The following is a 23522-nucleotide window of genomic DNA, read 5'->3' on the forward strand; positions in this document are numbered from 1 at the left end:
GCGCATCTTCGCTCCCTTACCTCGCCTTCGGCACCAGCTTCTGTTCCTTGTACTGAAGCTCGAACAGTCGGTAATAGTACCCCCGCTGCGCGAGAAGCTGGTAATGGTTTCCGGTCTCGCGGACCTTGCCCTTATGCATGACGATGATCTGATCAGCATGCTGAATCGTCGACAACCGGTGGGCTACGATCAGCGTTGTCCGGCCTTCCGAAATGTTCATCAGCGCGTCCTGCACGATAAGCTCGGTCTCCGTATCGATGTTCGACGTTGCCTCGTCGAGAATGAGAATCTGCGGCCGGAACGCGATGGCGCGGGCGAACGACAGCAGCTGCCGCTGACCGAGCGATAGATTGATGCCGCGCTCGCCGAGCAGCGTCTTGTAGCCGCCGGGCAGGCCGCGGACAAATTCGTCCATATGCACCATCCGGGCCGCGGCAACGACCTGCTCATCCGTAATCTCCGGGTTGTTCAGCCGGATATTCGAAGCGATGTCTCCGGTGAACAGGAACACGTCCTGCTGGACGATACCGATGTAATGGCGCAGGTCGTCCAGCGGGATGTCGCGGATATCGATGCCGTCGAGCTTGATGCTGCCTTTTTGAATGTCGTAAAAGCGGTTGATCAATTGGATGATCGAGCTTTTGCCCGCTCCGGTCGCGCCGACAAACGCCACCGTCTGCCCCAGCTGGATCGTGAAGCTGACATCCTTCAGCACCCAATCTTCTCCGTTATAGGCGAACCATACGTTCTCGAACGCGATTTCGCCGCGGATTTCCTTCGGCAGCGGCTTCGGCTGCTCCGGGTCGACGATCGCCGGCTTCTCGCCGAGCGTCTCGAAGATGCGCTCCGCGCCGACCATCGCCGTCTGAATCTGGTTGTACTTCTCCGCCAAGCTCTGCAGCGGCTGGAAAAACTGCCGCACGTAATGCGTAAAGGCATACACCACCCCGAAGGTCAGGCCGCCGTCGATGACGCTGGCGCCGCCGTACCAGAGAAGCAGTGCGATAGCGAAATTGCCGAGGAACCCGATCGCCGGCTGGAAGATCGAGTTGATGACCGTTCCCCGCATGCCTGCCCGGTAATATTCCGTATTGTGATGATCGAACTGCTCCCACTGCCGCTCTTCGCGGATAAACAGTTGCGTAATCCGGATGCCGGACAAGTTTTCCGCCAGAAACGAATTGAGCCGCGACAGAATCACCCGCGATTTCCGCTGAGCGTCCCGGATAACCGACCGGTACCAGAACGTCAGCACGGCCAGAAACGGCAGCACCGCAAACGACAGCAGCGCCAGCTTGACGCTGAGCTGAAGCATGACGGCGACGATGCCGATCAGCACGATGACGTCTTTGATCAAGTTGACGACGACCTGCGAATACAGTTGGTTGAGCGACTCCGTATCCTGCGTGACGCGGACGACCAGCCTTCCGACGGGATTGCGGTCGAAGTAAGACATCGACATACGGCTTAAATGCTGAAACAGCTGCTGCCGGATATTGAAAATGATCGTCTGCCCCGTGTACTGCAGCAGATTGCTTTGCAGATAGCTGAGCAGCGCCGCGATGACAACCGCGCTAAGGAAAGCGGCGCCCAGCCAGAGGAATCCGGCGTAATCCTGCTTGCGGAACGCTTCCAGCGCGGCAGTGTCCAGCGGTTCGGCGGCGAACGTCTGTCCCCCGGCGCGTAGCTCGGCCTTGCCGCCCGCTTCCGCTACGGTCGCCTGCTCCGGCTGCTTGGCGATCCAGCCGGCAATGAGCCAGTCTTTGCCGTCGACCCGGACAACCTGGGCTTGCCGCATGCCAAGCTCCGGCTCGCGGGCCGCCCGTTCGGCTTCATCCGGTTCGAGCCGGACGTAGGCCCTGCCGTTCCACTCCGTCACATCTCCGTAGCTCCGAAGACGGTCGGACTGAGACGCTACCGCCGACAGCATCGGCTTGTGCAGTCCGTTGATATGGCCGTCGATCGCCACCTTAATCAGATAAGGACGCGCCAAGTCGGCGACGACGATCAGGAAGGCCAGAACGACGCAGAGCGCGATCATCCGCCAATAAGGCTTGGCGTAGGACAGCAGCTTCGTCAGCAGCTGCGTATCCTTCATCGTCTTCACGGTTTTCTCCGCGTGTATATTCATGCGCCCGCCCCTCCCCGCATCAGCCGCGAAGCGGCAGCATCCTGCTCCTGTCCGTCTTCCCGTTCGGCCTCCTGATCCAACAGCTGTTTATGATACATGTCGGCATAAATTCCGTTTACGGCCAGCAATTGCTCGTGATTGCCGCGCTCGACGATGCGGCCTTCGTCCATGACGACGATTTGGTCGGCGCTTTGCACCGACGAAATCCGGTGCCCGATAATGATCGTCGTGCGCCGGTTCATCACGGATTTGAGCCCTTCGAGGATCAAATCCTCCGTGATCGTATCGACCGCGGACAAACTGTCGTCGAAAATCAGCACCGACGGTTTCTTGATGACGGCCCTCGCGATGCTTACCCGCTGGCGCTGGCCGCCCGAAAGCGAAATACCGCGCTCGCCGAGCGCCGTATCGAACTGGTTCGGAAATTCGACGATATTTTCGTAGACTTGGGCGATTTTGGCCGCCTCGACGACCTGCTCGTCGCTGTACGGCTTCGGATCGAACCCGATGTTGTCCCGGATCGTAGACGAGAACAGAAACTGGTCCTGCGGCACGATGCCGATCTGGCCGCGCAGCGTGCGCAGCGGAATTTCGTGGATGTCATGCCCGTCGATAAACACCGTCCCTTTCGGCGGGTTGTACAGCCGGACAAGCAGATGCACCAGCGTGCTTTTGCCGCTGCCGACCCGGCCCACGATGGCGAGACTGGAGCCCTTCGGCACCTTGAGCGAAACGTTTCGCAGCGACGGCCGTTTCGCTTCCGGATAAGCGAACGTCAAATCCCGGATATCGATCTCGCCTTCGATCGTCTCAATCTCCGGCTTCGCCATCACGTCGTCCACCACGTCCGGCTGCGTATTGAAAATTTCCAGCAGCCGCAGCTCCGAAGCCTTCCCGCGCTGAAGCAAATTGACGACCCGCCCCAAGCTTTCGATCGGTCCCATGAGCAGCGACAAATAAGTATTGAAAGCGACGAATTCACCGAGCGTAATGATGTCCTTCAATACCATCATGCCGCCGAGCACGACCGAAACGAGAAAGCTGAACCCAACAATCCCGGCACTGAGGGCCCCGAATAACGAGTTCGAGCGCACGTACCGCCGGTTCATTTCGACGGCCCGCCGGTTGTCCCGGGTGAACAGCTCCCGCTCCGCTTTTTCCTGTACGAAAGCTTTCACGACCCGGATGCCTGCGGTAAACTCCTGCACGCGGCTCGTCAAATCGGAGATGGCGGATTGCATATCCGCCGACTGCTGCATGATCCGCTTGTTGAACCGGTAAGCGAGCAGGCTCAGCAGCGGCAGCGGCAGCATCGTCAGGAGCGTGAGCCAAGGATTGACCGAGCTCGTCATGGCCGCAACGGATACGACGATCAGAAACACCGCTTCCATCACGTTGAAATACCCCTGCATCGTCACCTCGCGGATGACCCCGACATCGCTGATCGCATGCGACATCAAGTCGCCGATCCGCTGATTGTTGAAATATTGCGCCGACAGCTTCTCCCAGTGGACGAACAGCTCGCCGCGCACCCGCATCTCCAGTTGACGCGACAGCCGAAACAAATAAATACGGGAGACGGACCGGAAGAAAGCGATCCCAAACCCTGCGGCAATCATCCAGACGCCGAAACGGACCGCCTGATCGTAGGTCAGCCCTCCCGCTTGGAGGCTGTCCGTAAACCGTCCGAGCAGCCAGGGAATGATCAGCTGCAGGATGGACGATATGGACAATAATGCAAAGCCCATTAGGTAAGGCAGACGGTTCCGCTTGATATGAGACCAGAATATATTGTTATTCTCCATCCGTTTTCCTCCGTCGCAATTGAAGACTATTGTAAGGGTACCGCGATCGGGAAGAAGAAGCCATGGATATGTTTATCTTAAAAAATGGACTATTTGACTTTTTGGAATTGCCAAATATGAATTTTGGGGCACCCGCCCGGCACCCATTGTTCGAGTGGCGCCCATCGCTCGGGATCGGTCCCGTTCCACGCTCCCGGTTCAGCGGCATATTCGTCCTTGCGGGTACGCACTGCCCGCATGAAACGGTATTGTTCGTCGCTAAGCCCGCTCCACAGCTCCACGAACAGCCCCGGCTGATCCGCCCCCTCGTACAGCTCCATCTGGGGGAAATCATCGCGCAGCCGCTGAGACCATGCCAAGTATTGAGGGCGATATGACGCATCAATTCGGTATTCGACAAAAACGATACACATTTTTTTCACAGCCTTTGCTTTATTTTGGACAAGAAAATGATACACTAATAGTAATGGGCTAGAGTAGACTATTGAAAAATTAGACGTTCAGGAGGTTAGTCCATGGACACCGGAACACACCTAGTGATCGGGCTCGGCCTTGCAGGCCTGGCTTATGTCGATCCGGTTGTGGCAGCAGATCCGATGGTTTCGACAGCCGTACTGATCGGAACGGTGGCCGGCTCGCAGGCACCCGATGCCGATACGCTGCTGCGGCTGAAAAGCAACGCCGTTTATATTAAAAATCACCGTGGCTTATCCCACTCGCTGCCTGCTTTGGTGCTTTGGACGGCGCTCATCTCCGGCATTCTCTGGCTTATCTTTGATGATTTGCCTATGGCGCATGTGACGATGTGGGTGTTTATCGCGGTCGCGTTTCACGTATTCACCGATTTGTTCAATACGTATGGAACCCAGGCGCTTCGGCCGATTTCCGAGCGATGGGTCTCGTGGAATATCATTCACATTTTCGATCCGATCATTTTCTCTTCTCACGTGCTTGCCATTTTTATATGGTCGGTTCATCTGATGCGTCCGGAAATTCTGTTTCCTATATTATACGCATTCATCGCCCTCTATTATATATGGCGCTCCTGGACCCATTATCGGCTCGAGTCGGGGCTGCGCCTGCAGGATTCGACTTACGAGCCCGGCGACCGGTATACGCTGATCCCGACGGTGCATCTCCATCAATGGCAGGTCGTGAAGCGGAAGCCGGACGGTTCGTTCAAGCTGGGCGAGCTCAGAAACCGCAAAATCAATTGGATCGACCGGGTTTCCTGCGCCGTCCACCCTGCCGTGGAGGCGTCCAAGACGCACCCGAACGTCGCTTGCTTCCTATACTTTACCTCCTTTGCCTGTGCCGAGCTGAAGGAGCACGCCTGGGGGTACGAGGTGCGCTGGGCCGACGTGCGCTACCGGCACCGCAAGCAGTACCCGTTCGTCGCGGTGCTGCTGCTGGACAAAAAGCTGAATCCGATCGATTCGTATGTAGGCTGGGTCAGCGATTCCCGGCTCGAAAAGAAGCTGCGGATGGGCGGCGCTTAACAGCGGGCTCATCCTCCTCTTTTTTGCTGCCACGGAAAAAAGCTCAAGGATTTCTCCTTGAGCTTATATTCATGAAGCTTTGTTCCAAAGCTTGCGGTTAGCGGACTGCGCCGCCGGAGATGGCTTGCTCGGCGATTTGGACCAAACGGCGGGTAATGTGACCACCGATTGCGCCTGTGTCGCGGGAAGCCATGTAACCGTAGTAGCCGTCTTGCGGAATTTGAATACCCAGTTCTTGAGCAACCTCAAATTTCAATTGCTCCAAAGCTTGGTTTGCTTGAGGTACAACTAATTGATTGCTGCTGCGGGATTGTCCTGCACCCATGTTCAGCACTCCTTTCAACGGGATGATGTCTTTGATGTATTTGCAAGCTTGCAAGCTTATTATGTGTCGTATGCCTGAACTTATACTCCCTTTTGAAAAAATCAATCGCAGTTTCAAATGTTATCGGAAAGGCAGGTGCGGTCTCGTCATGACCAAAGGATTAGGATTGTTTTTCGCCTTCGGAGGCACGGCGCTTCTCGCGTGCATCAGCTTCTTTATGGCTACGGGCAAGCCTTGGATGGCTGCACTGTTCGGCTTGTTGTCGGTGCTGTTTATCGGAGCCGGCTTTATCGTGAAAGCCAAACTGAGAAAACGAAACGAATAAGAGCTTGCCCGGGACGAAGGAAGGTTCGTCCGGACAAGCCCTAAGGAAAGGGCTACAAAACCACGTAGCCCATTTTTTCTTTAACCCGCTTCAGCATTTGCTCCGCTTGCGCAGCCGCCCGCTCTTGGCCTCGACGCAAAATATCGTACAGCTCGCCCGAGCTGCGGATCTCCGCATACCGCTGCTGGATCGGCTCCAAGGCGGCCACGACCGCTTCGGCCAAATCCTTCTTGAACGGCCCGTAGCCCTGCCCCTCGTACTGCGCTTCGATCTCCGCAATCGTCTTGTCCGCGCACTGGGCATAGATGCTGATCAAATTGCTGACCTCCGGCTTGGTTTGCGGGTCGAACTTCACTTCCCGCCCCGAGTCGGTCACGGCCCGGCTTATTTTTTTGCGGATCACGTCCGGGGCATCCAGCATCGCAATGTAGCTGCCGGCGTTCGGGCTGCTCTTGCTCATCTTCTTGGACGCGTCGTCCAGCGACATGATCCGTGCACCCACTTCGGGGAAGTAGCCCTTCGGAATCGTAAACGTGTCGCCGTAGCGCTGGTTGAACCGGTGCGCCAGATCGCGCGTCAGCTCCAAGTGCTGCGTCTGGTCGTCGCCGACCGGGACAAGCGCCGTATCATACAGCAAAATGTCGGCAGCCATCAGCGACGGATAAGTGAACAGACCGGCTCCGACGGATTCCTTGCCGGCGGACTTGTCTTTGAACTGCGTCATGCGTTCCAGCTCGCCCATATAGGTGAGCGTCGTCATCAGCCAGGCGAGCTCGGCATGCGCAGAAACGGTCGATTGCAGGAACACGGTCGCTACGTTCGGATCGATGCCTGCCGCCAGGTACAGCGCAGCGACAGCCTCCGACTGATCCTTCAGCTTTTCCGGCTCCTGCGGCACCGTGACGGCGTGCAGGTCCACCACCATAAAATAACAATCGTGCGTATGTTGAAGCTTCACGTAATTTTTCAATGCGCCGATATAGTTGCCGAGCGTCAGCTGACCGCTGGGCTGCATGCCGGACAATACTCTTAATTTGGACATTTCGCTGTCCGCCTCCTTTTCTTATCTCGCCTGTAAGCATCCCGAAATACAAAAAGGCCTCCCGCCGCAAGGGACGAGAGACCGTGGTGCCACCCTAATTTACCCAACCGTGCTATCCAAGACAGACACCTCGGGCCTTCAGCCTCCTGTAACGGGGAGGAAACCGGATCGGCCTACCGGCGCGCAACGCTGACTAAGCTTCCCCGGGCCCGGGTGTATCTGCGCACGTTCAACCTTCAGCTCAGGGACCCATTCGTTCGGCCGCCGCCCGCCGGTTCGCACCACCCACCGGCTCTCTGCAGAGCTTGCCTGCCGCCTACTTATTCCCGTCATCGCTCTTATTAGACGTCATTGTACCTAAACGCCCTCCCCCTTGTCAACCTCGGAATCGGAACAGGAGCGTACAACTGCCGCAGCCATGCGCTTTTCCGGCCTTCACAAACTCTAAAATCTTGTCCTATGTACGAAGCGGAAAGCATACTATATAATAATAATTACGAACAAGAAGGAGACATGCCCCTTGCAAACAATCGTCCAACGGTGGGTCACGAACATTCTCGCCGTCTTATGCATTCTGATGCTGGTTCTTATTTATACGCAAAAGCAACCGCCGGACTTGTCCTTTGTAAGCAGCGCGGGCGTGCAAAATTTCAAGACGCTGTTCATCAGTATTATCCTCGAAGCGCTGCCGTTCGTCCTGCTCGGCGTGCTCGTGTCCGCCCTGCTGCAAATGTTCGTTTCCGAGCAGACCATCCGCCGGCTGACGCCCAAAAATCCGGTGCTCGGCATCCTGTTCGCCTGCGTTGTCGGGATCATTTTTCCGCTGTGCGAGTGCGGCATGGTGCCCGTTATCCGCCGGCTGGTGCTGAAGGGAATGCCGGTCTATGTGGCCGTCGTCTTCATCCTCGCCGGTCCGATCATCAATCCCGTGGTGTACGCGGCGACCTTCATGGCGTTCCGCTCGCGTCCGGAGATCGCCTATTCCCGGATGGCGCTCGCCTTCGTCGTTGCGGCGGCGATCGGCCTTATCGTATACCGGTTCGTGAAGCGCAATCCGATCCGCGGGGCGGCAACCGGTCTTGGCGCAAACGGATACGGCGCTCCTCAAGGCGGGCATGAGCCCCGGCATAGCGCGCATGAGCACGAGCATAAACATAAGCATGACCACAGCCATGATCATGTCCATCGCGAGCATACGGATGCCCGCAGCCAAGCGCATCATGATCATGCACAAGATCATATGCACTTCCATAGCCACACGCATCATGGTCATGCGCACGACCACACGCATCACGACCATACGCACAACCACGGGCATGGACGCAGCCGCGCCGGCCGTTTGCTCGGCGTGCTCGGACACGCCTCGGACGAGTTTTTCGATATGGGCAAATATTTGATTTTCGGCGCGTTTCTGACCGCACTCATTCAAACGCTCGTCGCGCGCGAAAGTCTCGTGTCGATCGGCCAAGGAGATTTTACCTCCCATCTGTTCATGATGGGGCTGGGGTACGTTCTGTCGCTCTGCTCCACCTCGGATGCTTTCGTCGCTTCGTCGTTTTCCGCAACCTTCTCGACCGGCTCGCTGCTGACGTTTCTCGTCTTCGGCCCGATGCTCGATTTAAAAAGCACGCTGATGCTGCTGTCGGCCTTCCGCGCCCGCTTCGTGCTCCTGCTGTCCGCACTGGTGGTTATGGTCGTGCTCGCCGCATCGCTGCTGTACGAACGGATTTTTTTCATGTAAGCTGACACCCAACTGCAAAAAGGAGTGTGTGCCGTGAATTCCCGGGTCCTTGCCCTGCATCATGCTTTGAAAACCGCTATTCTGCTCGGCTTTGCCGTCTACATCGCCTATCTGGTCAAAACCGACGCCATTTTGCTGTACATAGCACCCCGTATGGTCGACTACGTCAAATGGTCGGCCGTCGCCCTGTATGCCGTCGCCGCCTATCAGCTCTACTTGACGCTTCGCGCCTGGCGCGGCCGGGGCGCCGCCGTCTGCGATTGCGACCATGATCACACTCCGTCGCGGTCGCTGTTCAAGAACATCGTCGTGTACGGGTTGTTTTTCTTCCCGCTGCTGCTGGGCTTTCTGCTTCCGGACAGCACGATGGGCAGCAGTCTTGCCGCCAAGAAAGGAATGAACCTCAGCAGCGCAAGCTCGGTCAAAAAAGACAGCGAAGCCACCGCAGGAAGCGGTGCGGAGAATGGAACCGGAAGCGCCCCGGCACCGACTCCCGCTGGAACGGATGCAGCCCCCGCTGCTCCAAACGCTCAAACACCCGGGGCCCAAGCGGCAGCGCCTGCGGACGGGGAACTTTTTCCCGCGGATAAATTTACCCAGCAGTACGCCAAGTATGCGAAGCAGCTCTATAAATCCGATTTGATTACGGTGAAAGAAGAATTGTTCATCGAGACGCTGACATCCGTCGATCTGTATCTCGACCGGTTCGTCGGCAAAAAGCTGCAGCTCACCGGCTTCGTTTACCGGCAGGAAGAGATGAAGAGCAACCAATTCGTCGTGGCGCGCTTCTCCATCCAATGCTGCTCCGCGGATGCCGCCCCGTTCGGGGTGCTGGCCGAATACGACCGGGCCAATACGCTCGCGGACGACAGCTGGGTCACGGTCACCGGCACGATTCAAAAAACGAAGCTGAACGATACCGACATCATGGTGCTGAAGGTGGAGAAAATCGCCAAAGCCGAGCCGGCCAAAGCGCCGTACGTATACCCGAACTTCGATTTCGGCGCCTGATCCCGACGATTTTCCCGGGGTGACAGTCCCCGGCTCCTCTGGTACAATGGAAGCGATTTACGATCGGATTATTTTACCGGGCAAAGGAGATCTTACAGAATGATCATTAAGCAAATCGACTGGCAGGGAACGCCGGCCTACACGCTCGAAAACGACCACCTGATCGTCAGCATTTGTCCAGCCGTCGGCAACAACGTCTACAGCATTTGGGACAAAACGCTGGAGCGCGAAATGCTTCGCGTCCCGGCCTCTCCGGCCGCAATGGCCGCCGAGCCGGTGCAGTACGGCACGCCGATTCTGATGCCGCCGAACCGCATTCGCGAAGGCCGCTTCACGTTCGAGGGCCGCAGCTACCAATTTGAGATCAACAACGTGCAGGGCAATCATATTCATGGCATGATCAAAAGCCAGCCCTGGACGGTTCTTGCAACCGGCGAAAAGGACGGGGCTCTTTACATCACGTCCGTTTTTCGTCTGGCCGACGATGCACACGTGCAGCACCAGTTCCCGCACGAGCTCGAGCTTGAAGTGACATACGTGCTGCAGGGGACCACGCTCCGTCACCTGCTGAAAGCAACCAACCGCGGCGAAACGTCCGCTCCGTTCGGCTACGGGCTGCATACGTGGTTTTTGCTCGACGGCGAGCCGGAGAACTGGACGCTGCAGCTGCCCGCGATCGGCTTCTGGGAACTGGACGAAACGAACGTTCCTCTCGGCCATATCGCGCCACTCGGCGACAAGTACGGGAAGCTGCCCGAAGGCGACGTGCTGAAAGGCTACGACATGGACACCGTGTTCCAAATCGGGGACTACCCTTGCCTTGCCGTGCTGTCCGGCCCTAAGGCGGATATCCGTTACAGCGGTTCCGAGCTGTTCAAGCAATGGGTCATTTATACGAAGGGCGAAGCCCGGGATTTCATCTGCCTGGAGCCTTACACTTGGGTCACCAACGCGCCGAATATCGATCAGCCGGCCGAGGTAACGGGCTTCCGCGCCATCGAGCCGGGAGGATCGCTGGAGCTGGAAGTAAAGCTTGAGGTAGCTTACAAATAACTTGCTTATCAAACGGCAAAAAGGCTCGCGGGCAGCCCGGAACGAAACCGGACGACGCGGGCCTTTTCCAATGATCAAACCAGGCGGGTCTATAATTCCAAGTCCGTAAGCAAATAGTAACTAATAGCATGGACAATGCAATCCGGAGGACCCGCCCGATGACCAAACGATATTGCCGTTATGCCGTTCTACTGATTGTGCTGCTCTCGGGGGCATGCGCCTCTCCTGCGGCCGACCGACCCGCGCCTTCGGGGCCTTCTCCAACCGGCCTCCGGACGGGGACCGGTACCAAAGCGCCCCCTGCGCCTGCTCCTCCCCCGCTGCCATCATCCGAACCGGCTGCCCCTGCGGAACGCCGGGTTACCTTGGCCGCCGCCGGCGACGTGCTCATTCACCGTACGATCTACGAGGACGCACGTACGCGGCTTGGCTACGATTTCCGGCCGATCTTTGAGGCGGTGCGGCGGGATTTGGAGGGGGCCGACGTCACGTTCGCCAATCAGGAAAGCATGACCGGCGGCACGGGGCTCGGGCTGTCCGATTACCCGGCCTTTAACAGTCCGTTCGAGGCAGCCGACGCTCTTCGTGACGCAGGGGTCGATATCGTCTCGATGGCCAATAACCATACGCTTGACCGCGGAGAACAGGCGGTGCGTCTGGCGATCCGGCATTGGAAACGGCTTGGAGTCGAATATGCAGGCGCGAGCGAAGACGAGGCGGACCGCAAGCGTCTCCGGATCGTGGAGCGCAACGGGCTGAAGCTTGCTTTCGTCGCTTGGACTTACGGAACGAATGGGATTCCCCGGCCTTCGGGCAAGCCTTATTTGGTGCATTTGCTCGAACAAGAGCAGGCCTTCCAGCAAGAAATCGCCGAGGCGAAAAAACAAGCCGACGCCGTCGTAGCAAGCCTTCATTTCGGAACCGAATATGCCCGGCTTCCGTCGGAGCAGCAGCGAAAATGGGCCCGCCTGGCCGCAGCCGCCGGTGCCGACGTGATCCTCGGCCATCATCCGCACGTGCTCCAGCCGCCGGAATGGATCGATAACGGAAGCGGCGGGAGGACGCTTGTCGCTTACTCCCTCGGCAACTTTCTGGCTGCGCAAAAAAAGCCCCATCCGTATGTACGGATCGGCGGCATTTTGAAGGCGGAGCTTCGGAAGCCAAGCGGAGCGGCCGGCGGCAAAGCGTCGGTCATGATCGGCGGAGTCCGCTTTCTGCCGACCTATGTCCGGTTTCAGAACTGGCGGGGATATCGGGTCATTCCGTTAAGCCAAGCTTCCGGTGCAGAGCTGCCCGGCGTGCGCGGCATCCGGGAGGAGATCGCAAGCCATATGCGGCGGTGGGTCCCGGACCTGCTCGTCGATTAAGCGGAAGAAGAAGGACAAGGCTGAGCCGCCGATTCGGGCATCAGCCTTTTTCTCCTTTACAAGTCCAAAACAGACACCTGCCCCGTTCTTCTTCGTACGATATATAAAAAGAACGAAGAAAGGCAGGTGGACAGATGAGCATCAGCAAATCCGATTGGTTCGACGGAATTACCAAATTATTGACCGAGGACAAAGCGATGAAGACCATGTTCAGCGACATGGAAAAACTGCAAAAAGAAATGACGGCCTTAATGAAGCAGATGGAAGCGCTCAAGAAGCCGAAAAATAACGATTAACCCCGGGCAAGCTGCCGCTTTACCGTTTCGACGGTATTCTTGAAATACGGCCGGTAATCCAAATGCTCGACAAAACGCAAAAACGTCTCCCCGATCTCCCTTACCTGCTTGGCGTAAGCCAACCGATCGATATCATACGTGCCCAATTGGCGGGGGGCTCTCCCTTCCCGCTCCTCTACTTCAATCAACTGCAACCGGCCGTCCGTCTTGTGCCGTACGATAAACGAGAACGCCCGGCATTCCGGATCGCCGCAGCCGCAGCAGAAGAACGGAATGCGCTGCCACTCGTCCGCCGGCGCCCACCGAAACGGCTCCACATCCTCATGGACGCTGAGCAGCAGCGCCGGAAGCCCTACGTCGATGCACAGCGGTTCGTCGATCAGCGACTCGCCGTCAATCTCCAGTTTAACGTCGGCATGTACGATTTGCAGGTCCGCATCAAAGGACCAATTGCTGCACTTTAGCAAAAATCCCAAGACAATCCCTCCCCGACCCGGTGGTCATATTTACCAATTTTCAGTCCGTGTATATTCTTTCGCGTGGAACATACTACCTAGTGAACGGAGGTGATATCGATGGGCGCAGGACAATCCCGCAGCAGCAACCAATTGGTCGTACCTCAAGCGAACCAAGCTTTGGATCAGCTGAAGTATGAAATTGCTCAAGAGCTGGGCATTCAGATTCCTCAAGACGGTTACTATGGCTTCATGGCAACCCGTGACACTGGAGCAATCGGGGGCCACATCACTCGTCGTCTGGTTCAAATCGCCGAGCAGCAGCTGGCAGGCAAGTTCACAAGATAATGCACGACCTCAATACTTAACCGGGCGGCTCCTTTGGGACCGCCTTTTTCCGTTGCCATTCATTATAACAAAACTATCATTTGCTTTCTATTTGCCACTTTAGCTATGACTTAAGTATAATTGAAGCATAGTCCCTCAAAAGGAGGATTGCTTTTGGCTCTCCGGTTCGGGAGAAGCCGTTTGCCTGAATTGCTGGCTCAGACAAACAGGACACAGGCAGATCTAGCAAAGCATTTGGGAGTTACTGAATCTTACATTTCACAAGTCATCAAAGGGAAAAGCAAGCTATCCGTTCTCAAGATGAAGATGGCGGCGGATTACCTCAATTGTTATATGGATGATCTTTTTGAATGGGAATGGGAGACAGGTAAACGGTAAAGAGCAAATTAGCTTTGCTCATTCTCCGGCCACAAACTTAAGCTATAGCTTAAGTCGAGCCGAAAACGGTAACAATGTCCGAGATCAATAAGCTGCTTGCAGACATACTGAAAGAAATAGAACAGCTTAGAATAGGGCTCAATGCCCTATCCCGGAACAAGACATCCTTGGTAGATCCCGAAGTAATCGAAGCCAGTAAAAAATTGGACGATGCCTTGAACGAATACGCCCGCCTGTCCAGCAAATGGCAAGATCCCCCCACCGGCCAGAATTAGTGGGGGGAACGTTTCTATGGTTATAGCCTGCATTTCGCCTGCGCAACGTTCATCGGGCGGCCTCACCTGTCAGACATTAATCGCATAGAGCCGGACTTCCTCGTCCGTGCCCGCATAAGGGATCACGCCTTCAAAACGCAATCCCAGCTTTTCCAACAGCTTGGCCGACGAATGATTATCTTGAGAGGTAATCGCCACGATGCGTTTTAGCCCCAGTTCGGATTGGGCATAAGCCATTGCGGCGGAAGCGGCCTCGAAGGCGTACCCTTTTCCCCGGAATTCGGGAAGAAAAGCATATCCGATATCCACGTCCTCTAAGAAATCCCGTTTTGCAAATCCGCAGATGCCGATCGGCGTGCCCTCATCTTTCAATGCAGTCAAGTAAAATCCGAACCCCAAACGGGCATACATGTCCAGCGGTACTTTTCGAATAAAGCTCCGCGCGTCATCTAACGTTCTCACGCCTTTATCGCCAATGTACCGGATCCAGGAAGGATCGTTCATCAGTTCCAGAATAAACGCCGCATCCTCTATGGTCTGGTGGCGAAGGAGCAGCCGGTCGGTTTCGAGCACGATCATAATCGATTTTCCCCTTTCCTTCATTCGCAAAAACACACACCGCAGCGCTTAACGAGGTGTGTCATCAGGCGGATTAGGCTTGTTATTCTTCTTGTCCTGAATATACGCTCCGAAATCCAAAAAGTTCCATACGACCCCCCTCTTAAAATTCGAAGAAGAACCATTCGTGTCCTAGAGGAAGCTTTTCTCGAAATGATATCCTTATCAAAAAAACCTCCCGATCAAGCGATCGAGGGAGGCTGTAAGTTATATCGAACAATTAGAGCATCAGAAGGATTAAATTTAGTTGAAACACAAAACAATTAAGAAAGTTACAATTGGGATAAAAGGTAAACCTTGGTATGAGTGCAGTAAGCTTGGTCAATCAAAAATCACGCTTGTTTTTATTGGACTCGCCAATCAAATTCGCCATATTATAATTCGATTCGAAGGTCACGCTGGTGCAAAGCAAGTCTTGGCGCATCGCGAATTCAAACTGAATCTCTCCGTGCGTCCAACGTTTCAGCTTCAACGATTCCAGAGCGGTCTGGCGGAATGAAAGCTGCTGGCTTTCGGACAAGCCGCGCTCTGCCATCTTGATCTCCGTACCCTTGCTCTCCAGAGGAAAATGCCGGATGCCGAACTTCCCGACCATGTTATTTCGAATCTGGACGAAAACCGTCCCCGAGGTAAGCTGAGCCAGCTCCTCTCTCAATTCCCGAAACACCAAATCCAACTGTCTGGCTAAAGGCAATTGTTCTAAAATCACAGAATTCCTCCTTTCAAGTAGTATAATTGGAATATTATGTATATCTGAGGCTCTAGACCCATTATAGGACAATATAACCACGTTGACAACAAATTTTTTTCATAAAATACACAATAATTCAACAAAATTTTACATTACAAGACGCCATAAAATTGACATCGTTTCCATTCCGGCTAACAAACGGCTCCCTCTTTGGAAAAGTATGGACCCGGCGTTCTCACAGGTGGTATAATTACCCATACAATCAGGGCGATGACGTAAGCATTTTATCCTATACCTTCAAAGGAGTCGTTAATTTATGAACTGGTTTCTGGGTCTTTCGTTCAAGAGGAAGCTGCAAATCGGCTGCTACACCCTCGTTGTCGTCTATTCCGCCGCCATGCTTCTGCTTATGTTCGAATCCTCCTTAAGTCCCATTCTCGGGTTCGTGTTTCTGGCTGCGATGGCAGGACTCAGCTATCCTTTTATACGCTGGTTGGAGAGAGCGCTTACAGAACCGATTAGCGACATCTCCCGTGCCGCCCTGAGCATCTCCAAAGGCGATTTCTCGCAAAAGATCCACATCCGCTCCGACGATGCCCTTGGCGAGCTGGGGACGGCCTTTAACCGTATGACGGAGAAGCTTCGCGAGCTTCTGCAGGAAACGGGACGGGCCTCGAAGCATGTTTTCGACTCCAGCCGGGATATTTATTTTAAGAACGAAAAGATGAAGACGGTGCTGGAGGAAGCGTCTGTCGCCGCCGGAGAGCTTGCGGCCGGAGCCAATCAGATCTCGGAAGAGATCGGCGGCGTCTCCTCGGCGACGAAGGATATCGAGCAGCGGGTAACCGAATATACGGAATCGACCCGGGAGATGAACTCGCGGGCCAGACAAATGATGGCGCTGGTGAACAAAGGGCTTCAATCGGTCGAAACCCAGAGCGAAGGCATGCGCAAAAATGTCGTTGCGACGGCCAACGTATCCCAAACGATCGATTCGCTCGCCCGGCAGACCGGCAGCATCTCGCAAATGAACCGAGCCATCTCGGATATTGCCGAACAAACGAATCTGCTGTCGCTGAACGCTTCCATCGAAGCGGCGCGGGCCGGCGAGCACGGCAAAGGCTTTGCCGTCGTCGCCCAGGAGGTCCGTAAGCTGGCGGAGGAAGCCACCGCCTCGACCAAAGAGGTGTTCGTCCTTGTTCGCAGTATCGAACAAGGCATACAGCATGCGCTTGCGTCCATGGCCGAAAACGAGCAAATCGTCGCGGAGCAGACGAAGCTTATTGGCGACACGGAACGGGTCTTCGCGGAAATCGTCGGCAGCGTCCGGTTCATCTCCGAGCAAATCGCCGCTTTCGCCGACGGGACGGAGCAAATGCTGGCCGGAGCCAGGCGCATTTCCGCTACGATGGAAAATATTTCGGCCATTACGCAGCAGTCCGCCGCCGGGACCGAGGAAGTATCCGCCTCGATGATCGATCAAATTTCGGCCGTCCAGGCGATCGTGGCTCAGTCGGAGGAAATGACGAAGCTGGTGACGAAGCTCCAGCAGACGATGAGTATCTTTAAATTATAGGGTTAAGCGGGGCTTTTTGTGCCGGGGTGATCATTGGCCTGCGCTGGAAATGAGGGATAAACAGGTCCGCCTCCGGCCGCTGTTGATATCGCGTATTTCAATTTTAGATTAAAGGTATTGACCCGATATCAAAGGGGGCACGTAAACTCTCCGGCGGACCCGTTTATCCAATTCTTCAGCTCAAGGGACCCTATTAATAACAAACCCCGCCTAAAATAGGCGGGGCTAAAAACTACTCCGTCAAGCGCAGGAACTCGTTGACGTCGGCGATGGAGACGTCCATCGCCTGCTGCCAGAAATCCGGCTTGCGGAGGTCGATGCCGAGATGCTTGCTCGCCAAGTCCTCGACCGTCATCCGCCCAGTATCCCGGAGCAGCGCGATGTACTGATCTTCGAACGCTGCACCCCGGCGGAGCGCTTCGGCGTACAGACCGGTGCTGAACATGTAGCCGAAGGTGTACGGGAAATTGTAGAACGGCACATCCGTTAAGTAAAAATGCATTTTGGACGCCCAGAAGTGCGGATGGTACTCGGCTAGCGTATTCCGGTACGCTTTTTTCTGAGCGGCCTCCATCAATTCGTTCAAGCGCTCGATGCTCACGAGCCCGTGGCGGCGCGCCTCGTAAAAGTCCGTTTCGAACAAGAACCGGGCATGAATGTTCATATAGAAAGCGACCGAGCGCTGAATTTTGTCCTCCAGCAGCGTTAAGCGTTCTTCGTCGGTGGCCGCCCCCTTCACCGCCGCATCGGAGACGACCATCTCGGCGAACGTGGAAGCCGTCTCGGCAACGTTCATGGCATACTCCTGAGCAAGGGCCGGCAGATCGTTCATCACATGCTGATGATACGCGTGCCCGAGCTCATGCGCAAGCGTCGATACATTCGATGCGGTGCCCGCATAGGTCATAAAAATACGGGTCTCTTCAGAGATCGGAAACGACGTGCAGAATCCGCCGGGACGCTTGCCTGCGCGGTCCTCCGCTTCGATCCAGCCATTCTCGAACGCCATGACGGCGAATTCGGCCATCTTCGGGCTGAAGCGGCGGAACTGCTCTACGATGAGCTGCGCGCCTTGGTCGTAGCTGAACGTCGTATTGCCATTGCCGACCGGCGCATCGACATCGTGCCATGCCAATTTCTCGACGCCCAGCAGCTTGGCTTTTCGCTCCAGATAACGGACGAACACGTCTTTGCCCTGCTCAATCACGCCCCACATCGCATCCAGCGTTTCCTTCGACATCCGGTTGATGGCCAGCGGCTCCCGATGAATCTCATCCCAGCCCCGGCGCTCATACAGCTTAAGCCGGAAGCCGCCCAGGTGATTGAGCGCGTCGGCGCAGTAATCGGCATGCTTCGCCCATTCCCGCTCCCACAGCTCGAATACCCGCTGCCGTACGCTGCGGTCCGGGCTGTACATTTTGTTGGCGGCCTGTCCCGCCGAAAGCTCCGTAACGGTCCCGTTTTCTTCGAACGGGATGCTGAACTTGCTCACGGTCGTGTTGTACAGCTCGCCCCAACCGTGGTACCCGTCCACGGCAAGGTCATGGATGAGCGCCTCCTGCTCCGGGGGCAGCTTCTCCGAAGCGAGCCGGCGCCGCTCTTCTAGCGGGTAAGCGATTTCACTAAGCTCCGCTTGAGCAAGCAAGCCTTGCCATGCCGGTTCGGGAATACGCCGCAGGAAATCGTCGAACCGCGTCAAGGCGGAGGCGAAAGCGGCTTGAATCGACTTCACCTGCCCGGTGAGCTGGACGGCGCGCTTGTCGTTTTGATTTTCCGCCGTCAGGCAGCTGGTGAACGATTCCGCTTCGCGTATTTTCAATAAGGCCGTTTGCACCAGCACGATCATGGGGAGCAGCGATGCCGATTGCTCTGCCGTTTCCGGTACGGCCAGCCCGCTTAACGTCTCGTCCAGCTCGGCAATGTTCGATTGCAGCTCTTTCAAAAATTGAATAAAAGCATCAGACCCGCTGCCTCCCGGAAAAAAACGCTCCAAATTCCAAGTTTGCGGCAAAGGATTACGCATGGCTAAACACCTTCCTTATTTATACATTATGTATCTCTTTCCATTAAACCACAATTTAGAGCAAAACCAAAATGCCGCGACTCCATTTTTTGGTTGAATTTTAGGTCTCGGATATGATTAAATGGAGACTGTAGATCTATAGACTGGAGGGACTGCGAATGAGACCTTTGCAGATTTCACCCGAGACGGCGCAGAAACTCGCGAAGGAATTGAACGTTCCGATCGAACACCTGATGCATATGCCTCAGCATATTCTTCTGCAGAAGCTGGCCGAGCTTGCCGAAAAGGCGAAGGACAATTCCACCGCCCCGGCACCGGATAAAGATTCCGGCGATTCCGGTCGGGAGTAAACCTATGATTCCATTTGAAAATACATGGCCCTATGAACGGATCGGACAAGACGTGTATGTGCAAAGCTGCCCCTTTTGCCACGCTGCCAATGTTTTGCTGCCGCTCAAACCTAAAGACCTCTCGGAACTTCGCGAAGGCGTCAAAAAACTGCTCGTCTTCCCCTGCTGCCGAAATAAAGAGACTCTGGTCGATGCCGACCAAGATTATTTGCTTGCGGGCCGTCCGCTGCGCCGATACGGCAAAGAGTAAGCGTTCCCGCCTTCCCAGGAGACATCTTCATGGATTTCACTGCGCTTACGCATGCTTGTACCTTGATAGCTCTCAGCTATATGGCTCTTAAGATACGCAATCTGCTGGTTATCGAACGCTTACAAGCATTAGCCGTGCCTTTGCTGACGGGATTCGCCAGCATCGTTATGATGCTCTTGCCCTTGCCGGGGGAATCCCTGTTCAGCGACTTGAAATTCGCGCCGATCGTCATGGCCGGCCTTCGCTTCGGCTGGGTCTCCTCTCTGCTGTCCACCTTGCTTCCCGCGGGGTACTTGCTGCTGGAGCACAAGCCGAACTGGGGCATTGAAGCGGTTCAAGGGCTTCTGCTGCCCGCCATCATCAGCTCGCTGTTTCATCGGAAAGAATACGATTCCGGCTATTCTTTCATCCGGCTTACCGACGGGTGGAGCGTCTGCGCGATTCTCACCGTGGCACGCCTGGCTTCACATGTCCAACTGGAGACGGCCGAAACCTCGCTGTTCTGGCTGTCGCAGCTGCTGATGCTCGTCTTCTCGGGGCTAGCGATCATGGCCTTGATCTATATGTTCAACGATGAGAACAAAATCTGGATGATGCAAAGGAAGCTGGAGCTGGAAGCGAAGCAGGACAGCTTGACCCGGCTGCCGAATCTGCGCGGCTTTATGGATATCGCCAAGCGGACCGTCCGCAGCCGGCGCATCGCCATCATGATGGTCGATATCGACAATTTCAAGCGGTACAACGATACGTTCGGACATCTGCACGGAGATCAGCTTCTTCGGGAGGCCGGACAGCTGCTGAAAACGGCCGTCCATGAGCAGGACTACATCGCCAGATACGGCGGCGAAGAATTCATTGTCTTGAGCCATATGACAGACGAAGCCCAGCTGTCGCACTATGCGGACTGGATGCGGCGGACCATCGAAGATCACCGCTTTTACGGGGATGCCGTAGCCGGAACGACGATTTCCATCGGCATCTCCATCTCCCGCATGCCGGGAGACGAGCTCCGCCGGCTCATCGCCGAAGCGGACCAGGCGCTGTACGTCTCCAAGCAATCGGGCAAAAACCGCTTTACGTTCTATCGGGCGGATCAAATGCGGCAAAAAAACGCTTGAAGCGTTCTCGGATCGATGCCGGGAAGCTTGAAGCGTTTTTGAGTTGAGGGCGTTAGGTCGATTCCTGGGCCTCGGGTTCGAGAACGACCGAATCCGCCAGCATATCCTCACGGGTCACGGCCCATTGCTCGCGGCATGCCCGGATCATGCCCGCATCCATGATGCGCTTGTCGTTAATGACGCGCGAGAACCATTTGACCGCTTGGTTATACTGCTTCAGCCGACGGCTGAGCTCTCCCATCAGGTACATCAGACGGGCATTGTTCATCTCCGCCGCTTCCGTTTCGAACGCCCGCGTATACTCGTCCAGCGCATGCTGCAAAAACCGGGTTTCCTGCGCTTGGTCGTTCCGATAGCGGTAAAGCCAGGCGATATGGTGCAGCAGCCCTGCGGTAATGCGTCCTTTGTCATTGACCGTCTGGGCCGTGACAAGCGCAAGCTTGTAGGCGTAGAGCGCATCCTCCCACGTCCGTTCGCCCCCGTAGTCCTTGTACGTCCAATGGTCGGCGATCTTTTCGCGGAATGCCGTTTTTTGCGCGGGCGTCAGCCGGTCCTTGGAATTCTCCGTCCCTGCAAACCCGCAGTGGGGGCAGATACGCACGACATAGAAATCGGGATTAATGTCCTTATAATGAACGCAGAAATCGGTGTCGGTGCCGGACGCCTTCTTGAAGCTCGGGCGAACGCGGGACGTTTGAAATACGGCGTCGCAGTGATGACATCTGACGCTGACTTGAAATAAAGGTTCGACCACGGAACACACTTCCTTCGATCAGCTTCGTTATCTGGTTTCGATAAGCTTCGTTAGCCGTTGCTGTTGATAAAATGATACGCCGGGCCCTTCAGCCGCTCCAGTACGGCAAGCCGAAGCTCCCGGTCCATTCCCGTTTCTTCCAGCGCCTCCGCCATACAGCCGAGCCAGGCGTCCGCGCGCTCCGGCGTGATCGGGAACGGCAAATGTCTTGCACGCATCATCGGGTGTCCGTACTGCGCGGAATACAGCGGCGGTCCGCCGAAAAACTGCGTCAGGAACAAATACTGCTTTTCCATGACCGGCGTAATGTCTTCCGGGAACAGCGGCCCCAGCAGCGGATGCGCCTGCACCTTCGGGTAGAAAGCCTCCACAATGCTGCGGATGGCCGCCTCCCCACCGATCGCTTCGTAAAAAGTCAACTCCCGTTCTCCCCGGGTCATGCGGTTCATCTCCTAACGAAAAAAGATGCTAAGCTGCCTTGCATCTTAGCATCGTTATTTTGTAAAACGCTTTATACATCCTCTTCGCCCGACGTCATCAACGTCTCCCTAATGACATACACAAAAGCGCATACGAGAATTCCAGCAATGATACCCATCATCTGAAATCACTCCCATTCTCATATTGGTACTATTGTACCATACATAACTCGAAAATTCAGCCTTTTTCTGACGGCCCGGCAATATTTTCGCCCCTGTGCCCGCGCGTCTGCGAGGCATGTCTCCCCGCTGCGGCTCATATATCAGAATGACAGGCCTTTCTCGAAAGGAAGTGATCCCTTTGCTTGGCAAACGCATATCCGTCCATATCGCCGCATCGCTCGCCCTCCTGTTGGCCTGCTTGATGCTCGCTTTCCCCGCGGAGGCATTTCAAGCCTCGCTGAAAGGATTGTCCATCTGGTGGGACGTGCTGTTTCCGGCGCTGTTCCCGTTTTTCGTCATTGCCGAAATTATGCTCGGGCTGGGCATCGTGCATTTTTTCGGCATGCTGCTCGATCCGATGATGCGGCCCGTATTCCGCATTCCCGGCATCGGGGGCTTCGTCATGGCTATGGGCTTCGCCTCCGGCTACCCGATCGGCGCGCGCCTGACGTCGCAGCTCTGGACGCAGCGGCTCGTCAGCCGGGAGGAAGGCGAACGGCTGGTCGCTTTTACGACATCATCCGACCCGATCTTTCTGATCGGCGCCGTAGCCGTCGGCTTTTTTCACGATGCCGCGCTTGCGGGCGTGCTGGCCGCAGCGCATTACGGCTCGGCTCTGCTGATCGGCCTCCTGATGCGGTTTCACGGCAGACCCGGGGAGGACGCCGGCCAACACCGCCAGCCGGCATTTATGGCTCTCCCGGAAGCCACCCCCGACCAGCCGCTGTGGCGCCGCGCTTTCGAAGCCATGCATCATGCCCGGATGAAAGATGGCCGGACGCTGGGTACGATGCTGCAGCAGGCGCTCGCCTCGGGGCTGCAGATGATATTCGTGATCGGCGGACTCGTCGTCTTCTTCTCCGTCGTCATGGAAGTGATGGCTTCCGCGCAGGTGATGAGCTTGTTCTACGCGGCCATCGAATCGGTGCTGGGCATCTTCGGACTGCCGCTGCCGCTCGCCGAAGCGGTAGCGAGCGGCTTCTTCGAGGTGACGCTTGGGGCGAAAGCCGCCGGTGCGGCAGCCGGCGTTCCGCTGATGTATCAGGTAGCGATCGCCGCCTGGGTGCTGTCCTGGGCGGGTCTTTCGGTCCATGCGCAAATTATCAGCCTGCTGCACCATACGAACCTGCGCTATGCGCCGTTCGCCTTGGCCCGGTTCGTCCACGGCCTGCTGGCGGCAGGGCTTGTCATCGTCCTGTGGGGGCCGCTTGCCCCTTATCATGCCGCGCTGGCCGCCTTTTTTCCCGAGCCGGATGTGACCCGACCTCTGTCGACGCTGGCGCAGCATACGCTCCCGGCGGCAGGGCTTACGTTCGCTGCGGCGCTGGGCGCTTCGCTGCTCGTGTCGTTCTGCTTTCTCATAGGCAAAAGATGTATGAAGCGGATTCGATCATAAGATACTACTAGGAGCTAACAGAAGCGTATCCGGTTCCCTCTGCTTCCGCAGTCG

26 protein-coding genes are annotated in these 23522 nt (G+C 56.1%); 15 read left to right on the top strand and 11 right to left on the bottom strand.

Annotation, left to right across the window (positions count from 1 at the left end; genetic code table 11):
* Window positions 1–16 precede the first annotated feature (16 nt).
* The 3 genes from PEH01S_RS07140 to PEH01S_RS07150 all read right to left on the bottom strand — a co-directional run bounded on the left by PEH01S_RS07140 (window position 17) and on the right by PEH01S_RS07150 (window position 4349).
* Window positions 17–2131, bottom strand: a complete 2115-nt coding sequence (locus PEH01S_RS07140; RefSeq protein WP_127484523.1) for an ABC transporter ATP-binding protein — start codon at window positions 2129–2131, stop codon at window positions 17–19.
* Complete coding sequence (locus PEH01S_RS07145; RefSeq protein WP_025849937.1) at window positions 2128–3936, bottom strand: ABC transporter ATP-binding protein; 1809 nt, start codon at window positions 3934–3936, stop codon at window positions 2128–2130. The genes PEH01S_RS07140 and PEH01S_RS07145 overlap by 4 nt, the downstream gene beginning before the upstream one ends.
* A gap of 89 nt (window positions 3937–4025) precedes the next feature.
* Window positions 4026–4349, bottom strand: coding sequence for a hypothetical protein (locus PEH01S_RS07150; protein WP_025849936.1), 324 nt, complete (start codon window positions 4347–4349; stop codon window positions 4026–4028).
* Window positions 4350–4451: 102 nt separating this feature from the next.
* Here PEH01S_RS07150 and PEH01S_RS07155 point away from each other — a divergent pair, with 102 nt between their 5' ends.
* Window positions 4452–5435: a metal-dependent hydrolase gene (locus PEH01S_RS07155; RefSeq protein WP_025849935.1), complete on the top strand. Its 984-nt coding sequence runs from the start codon at window positions 4452–4454 to the stop codon at window positions 5433–5435.
* Window positions 5436–5532: 97 nt separating this feature from the next.
* Here PEH01S_RS07155 and PEH01S_RS07160 read toward each other — a convergent pair whose 3' ends face one another.
* Window positions 5533–5760: an alpha/beta-type small acid-soluble spore protein gene (locus PEH01S_RS07160; protein WP_025849934.1), complete on the bottom strand. Its 228-nt coding sequence runs from the start codon at window positions 5758–5760 to the stop codon at window positions 5533–5535.
* A gap of 148 nt (window positions 5761–5908) precedes the next feature.
* On the opposite strand from PEH01S_RS07160, the gene PEH01S_RS34485 reads away from it, so the two are divergent.
* A complete protein-coding gene (locus PEH01S_RS34485) occupies window positions 5909–6085 on the top strand; it encodes a DUF5325 family protein (protein ID WP_164827714.1) in 177 nt (58 codons plus the stop codon).
* A 52-nt stretch (window positions 6086–6137) separates the two neighbouring features.
* Here PEH01S_RS34485 and trpS read toward each other — a convergent pair whose 3' ends face one another.
* A complete protein-coding gene (trpS, locus tag PEH01S_RS07165) occupies window positions 6138–7127 on the bottom strand; it encodes a tryptophan--tRNA ligase (RefSeq protein ID WP_025849933.1) in 990 nt (329 codons plus the stop codon).
* Between the two features lie 520 nt (window positions 7128–7647).
* Between trpS and PEH01S_RS07175 the strand changes: the two genes are divergently transcribed.
* From PEH01S_RS07175 to PEH01S_RS34490, 5 genes are all read left to right on the top strand, one after another.
* Window positions 7648–8868 (top strand): permease, encoded by a 1221-nt coding sequence (locus PEH01S_RS07175; protein ID WP_127484526.1) that lies wholly within the window; start codon window positions 7648–7650, stop codon window positions 8866–8868.
* Between the two features lie 33 nt (window positions 8869–8901).
* Entirely contained in the window at window positions 8902–9879 is a 978-nt protein-coding gene (locus PEH01S_RS07180) for a TIGR03943 family putative permease subunit (protein WP_025849931.1), read from the top strand.
* A 99-nt stretch (window positions 9880–9978) separates the two neighbouring features.
* Window positions 9979–10932, top strand: coding sequence for an aldose 1-epimerase (locus PEH01S_RS07185; protein ID WP_025849930.1), 954 nt, complete (start codon window positions 9979–9981; stop codon window positions 10930–10932).
* A 158-nt stretch (window positions 10933–11090) separates the two neighbouring features.
* Window positions 11091–12299, top strand: a complete 1209-nt coding sequence (locus PEH01S_RS07190; protein ID WP_246062823.1) for a CapA family protein — start codon at window positions 11091–11093, stop codon at window positions 12297–12299.
* 134 nt (window positions 12300–12433) lie between these two features.
* Complete coding sequence (locus PEH01S_RS34490) at window positions 12434–12595, top strand: hypothetical protein (protein WP_161782254.1); 162 nt, start codon at window positions 12434–12436, stop codon at window positions 12593–12595.
* Here the strand turns inward: PEH01S_RS34490 and PEH01S_RS07195 are convergent.
* Window positions 12592–13071 carry a hypothetical protein gene (locus tag PEH01S_RS07195; RefSeq protein WP_127484530.1) on the bottom strand — a complete coding sequence of 160 codons (480 nt, stop codon included), beginning with the start codon at window positions 13069–13071 and terminating at the stop codon, window positions 12592–12594. The genes PEH01S_RS34490 and PEH01S_RS07195 overlap by 4 nt on opposite strands.
* A 99-nt stretch (window positions 13072–13170) precedes the next feature.
* Here PEH01S_RS07195 and PEH01S_RS07200 point away from each other — a divergent pair, with 99 nt between their 5' ends.
* The 3 genes from PEH01S_RS07200 to PEH01S_RS36120 all read left to right on the top strand — a co-directional run bounded on the left by PEH01S_RS07200 (window position 13171) and on the right by PEH01S_RS36120 (window position 14051).
* Window positions 13171–13398 carry an alpha/beta-type small acid-soluble spore protein gene (locus PEH01S_RS07200; protein ID WP_025849927.1) on the top strand — a complete coding sequence of 76 codons (228 nt, stop codon included), beginning with the start codon at window positions 13171–13173 and terminating at the stop codon, window positions 13396–13398.
* 180 nt (window positions 13399–13578) lie between these two features.
* Window positions 13579–13776 (top strand): helix-turn-helix transcriptional regulator, encoded by a 198-nt coding sequence (locus PEH01S_RS07205; protein ID WP_161782253.1) that lies wholly within the window; start codon window positions 13579–13581, stop codon window positions 13774–13776.
* A gap of 74 nt (window positions 13777–13850) precedes the next feature.
* Window positions 13851–14051, top strand: a complete 201-nt coding sequence (locus tag PEH01S_RS36120) for a Spo0E family sporulation regulatory protein-aspartic acid phosphatase (RefSeq protein ID WP_025849925.1) — start codon at window positions 13851–13853, stop codon at window positions 14049–14051.
* Window positions 14052–14120: 69 nt separating this feature from the next.
* Here PEH01S_RS36120 and PEH01S_RS07215 read toward each other — a convergent pair whose 3' ends face one another.
* Together PEH01S_RS07215 and PEH01S_RS07220 are read right to left on the bottom strand one after the other, a co-directional pair.
* Complete coding sequence (locus PEH01S_RS07215) at window positions 14121–14630, bottom strand: GNAT family N-acetyltransferase (RefSeq protein WP_127484532.1); 510 nt, start codon at window positions 14628–14630, stop codon at window positions 14121–14123.
* Between the two features lie 364 nt (window positions 14631–14994).
* Entirely contained in the window at window positions 14995–15378 is a 384-nt protein-coding gene (locus tag PEH01S_RS07220) for a hypothetical protein (protein ID WP_025849923.1), read from the bottom strand.
* Window positions 15379–15676: 298 nt separating this feature from the next.
* Between PEH01S_RS07220 and PEH01S_RS07225 the strand changes: the two genes are divergently transcribed.
* On the top strand, window positions 15677–16936 hold the full coding sequence (locus PEH01S_RS07225; RefSeq protein WP_127484534.1) for a methyl-accepting chemotaxis protein: 1260 nt from the start codon (window positions 15677–15679) through the stop codon (window positions 16934–16936).
* Window positions 16937–17168: 232 nt separating this feature from the next.
* Here PEH01S_RS07225 and PEH01S_RS07230 read toward each other — a convergent pair whose 3' ends face one another.
* Entirely contained in the window at window positions 17169–18959 is a 1791-nt protein-coding gene (locus PEH01S_RS07230; protein WP_127484537.1) for a M3 family oligoendopeptidase, read from the bottom strand.
* 158 nt (window positions 18960–19117) lie between these two features.
* On the opposite strand from PEH01S_RS07230, the gene PEH01S_RS07235 reads away from it, so the two are divergent.
* From PEH01S_RS07235 to PEH01S_RS07245, 3 genes are read left to right on the top strand one after another with little or no spacing between them, the layout of a single operon-like run.
* Window positions 19118–19309, top strand: coding sequence for a YycC family protein (locus PEH01S_RS07235; protein WP_025849920.1), 192 nt, complete (start codon window positions 19118–19120; stop codon window positions 19307–19309).
* Window positions 19310–19313: 4 nt separating this feature from the next.
* Window positions 19314–19559, top strand: coding sequence for a hypothetical protein (locus tag PEH01S_RS07240; protein ID WP_025849919.1), 246 nt, complete (start codon window positions 19314–19316; stop codon window positions 19557–19559).
* Between the two features lie 29 nt (window positions 19560–19588).
* Window positions 19589–20677: a GGDEF domain-containing protein gene (locus PEH01S_RS07245; RefSeq protein WP_127484539.1), complete on the top strand. Its 1089-nt coding sequence runs from the start codon at window positions 19589–19591 to the stop codon at window positions 20675–20677.
* 52 nt (window positions 20678–20729) lie between these two features.
* On the opposite strand, the gene PEH01S_RS07250 is transcribed toward PEH01S_RS07245, so the two are convergent.
* Window positions 20730–21431, bottom strand: coding sequence for a DUF2225 domain-containing protein (locus PEH01S_RS07250; protein ID WP_025849917.1), 702 nt, complete (start codon window positions 21429–21431; stop codon window positions 20730–20732).
* Between the two features lie 50 nt (window positions 21432–21481).
* Window positions 21482–21871, bottom strand: a complete 390-nt coding sequence (locus tag PEH01S_RS07255; protein ID WP_127484541.1) for a globin domain-containing protein — start codon at window positions 21869–21871, stop codon at window positions 21482–21484.
* Window positions 21872–22211: 340 nt separating this feature from the next.
* Between PEH01S_RS07255 and ylbJ the strand changes: the two genes are divergently transcribed.
* Window positions 22212–23468 (top strand): sporulation integral membrane protein YlbJ, encoded by a 1257-nt coding sequence (gene ylbJ, locus PEH01S_RS07260; protein WP_025849915.1) that lies wholly within the window; start codon window positions 22212–22214, stop codon window positions 23466–23468.
* Window positions 23469–23522 lie beyond the last annotated feature (54 nt).

Origin of the sequence: Paenibacillus ehimensis NBRC 15659 (assembly GCF_004000785.1) — a bacterium.
GTDB lineage: Bacteria > Bacillota > Bacilli > Paenibacillales > NBRC-103111 > Paenibacillus_G > Paenibacillus_G ehimensis.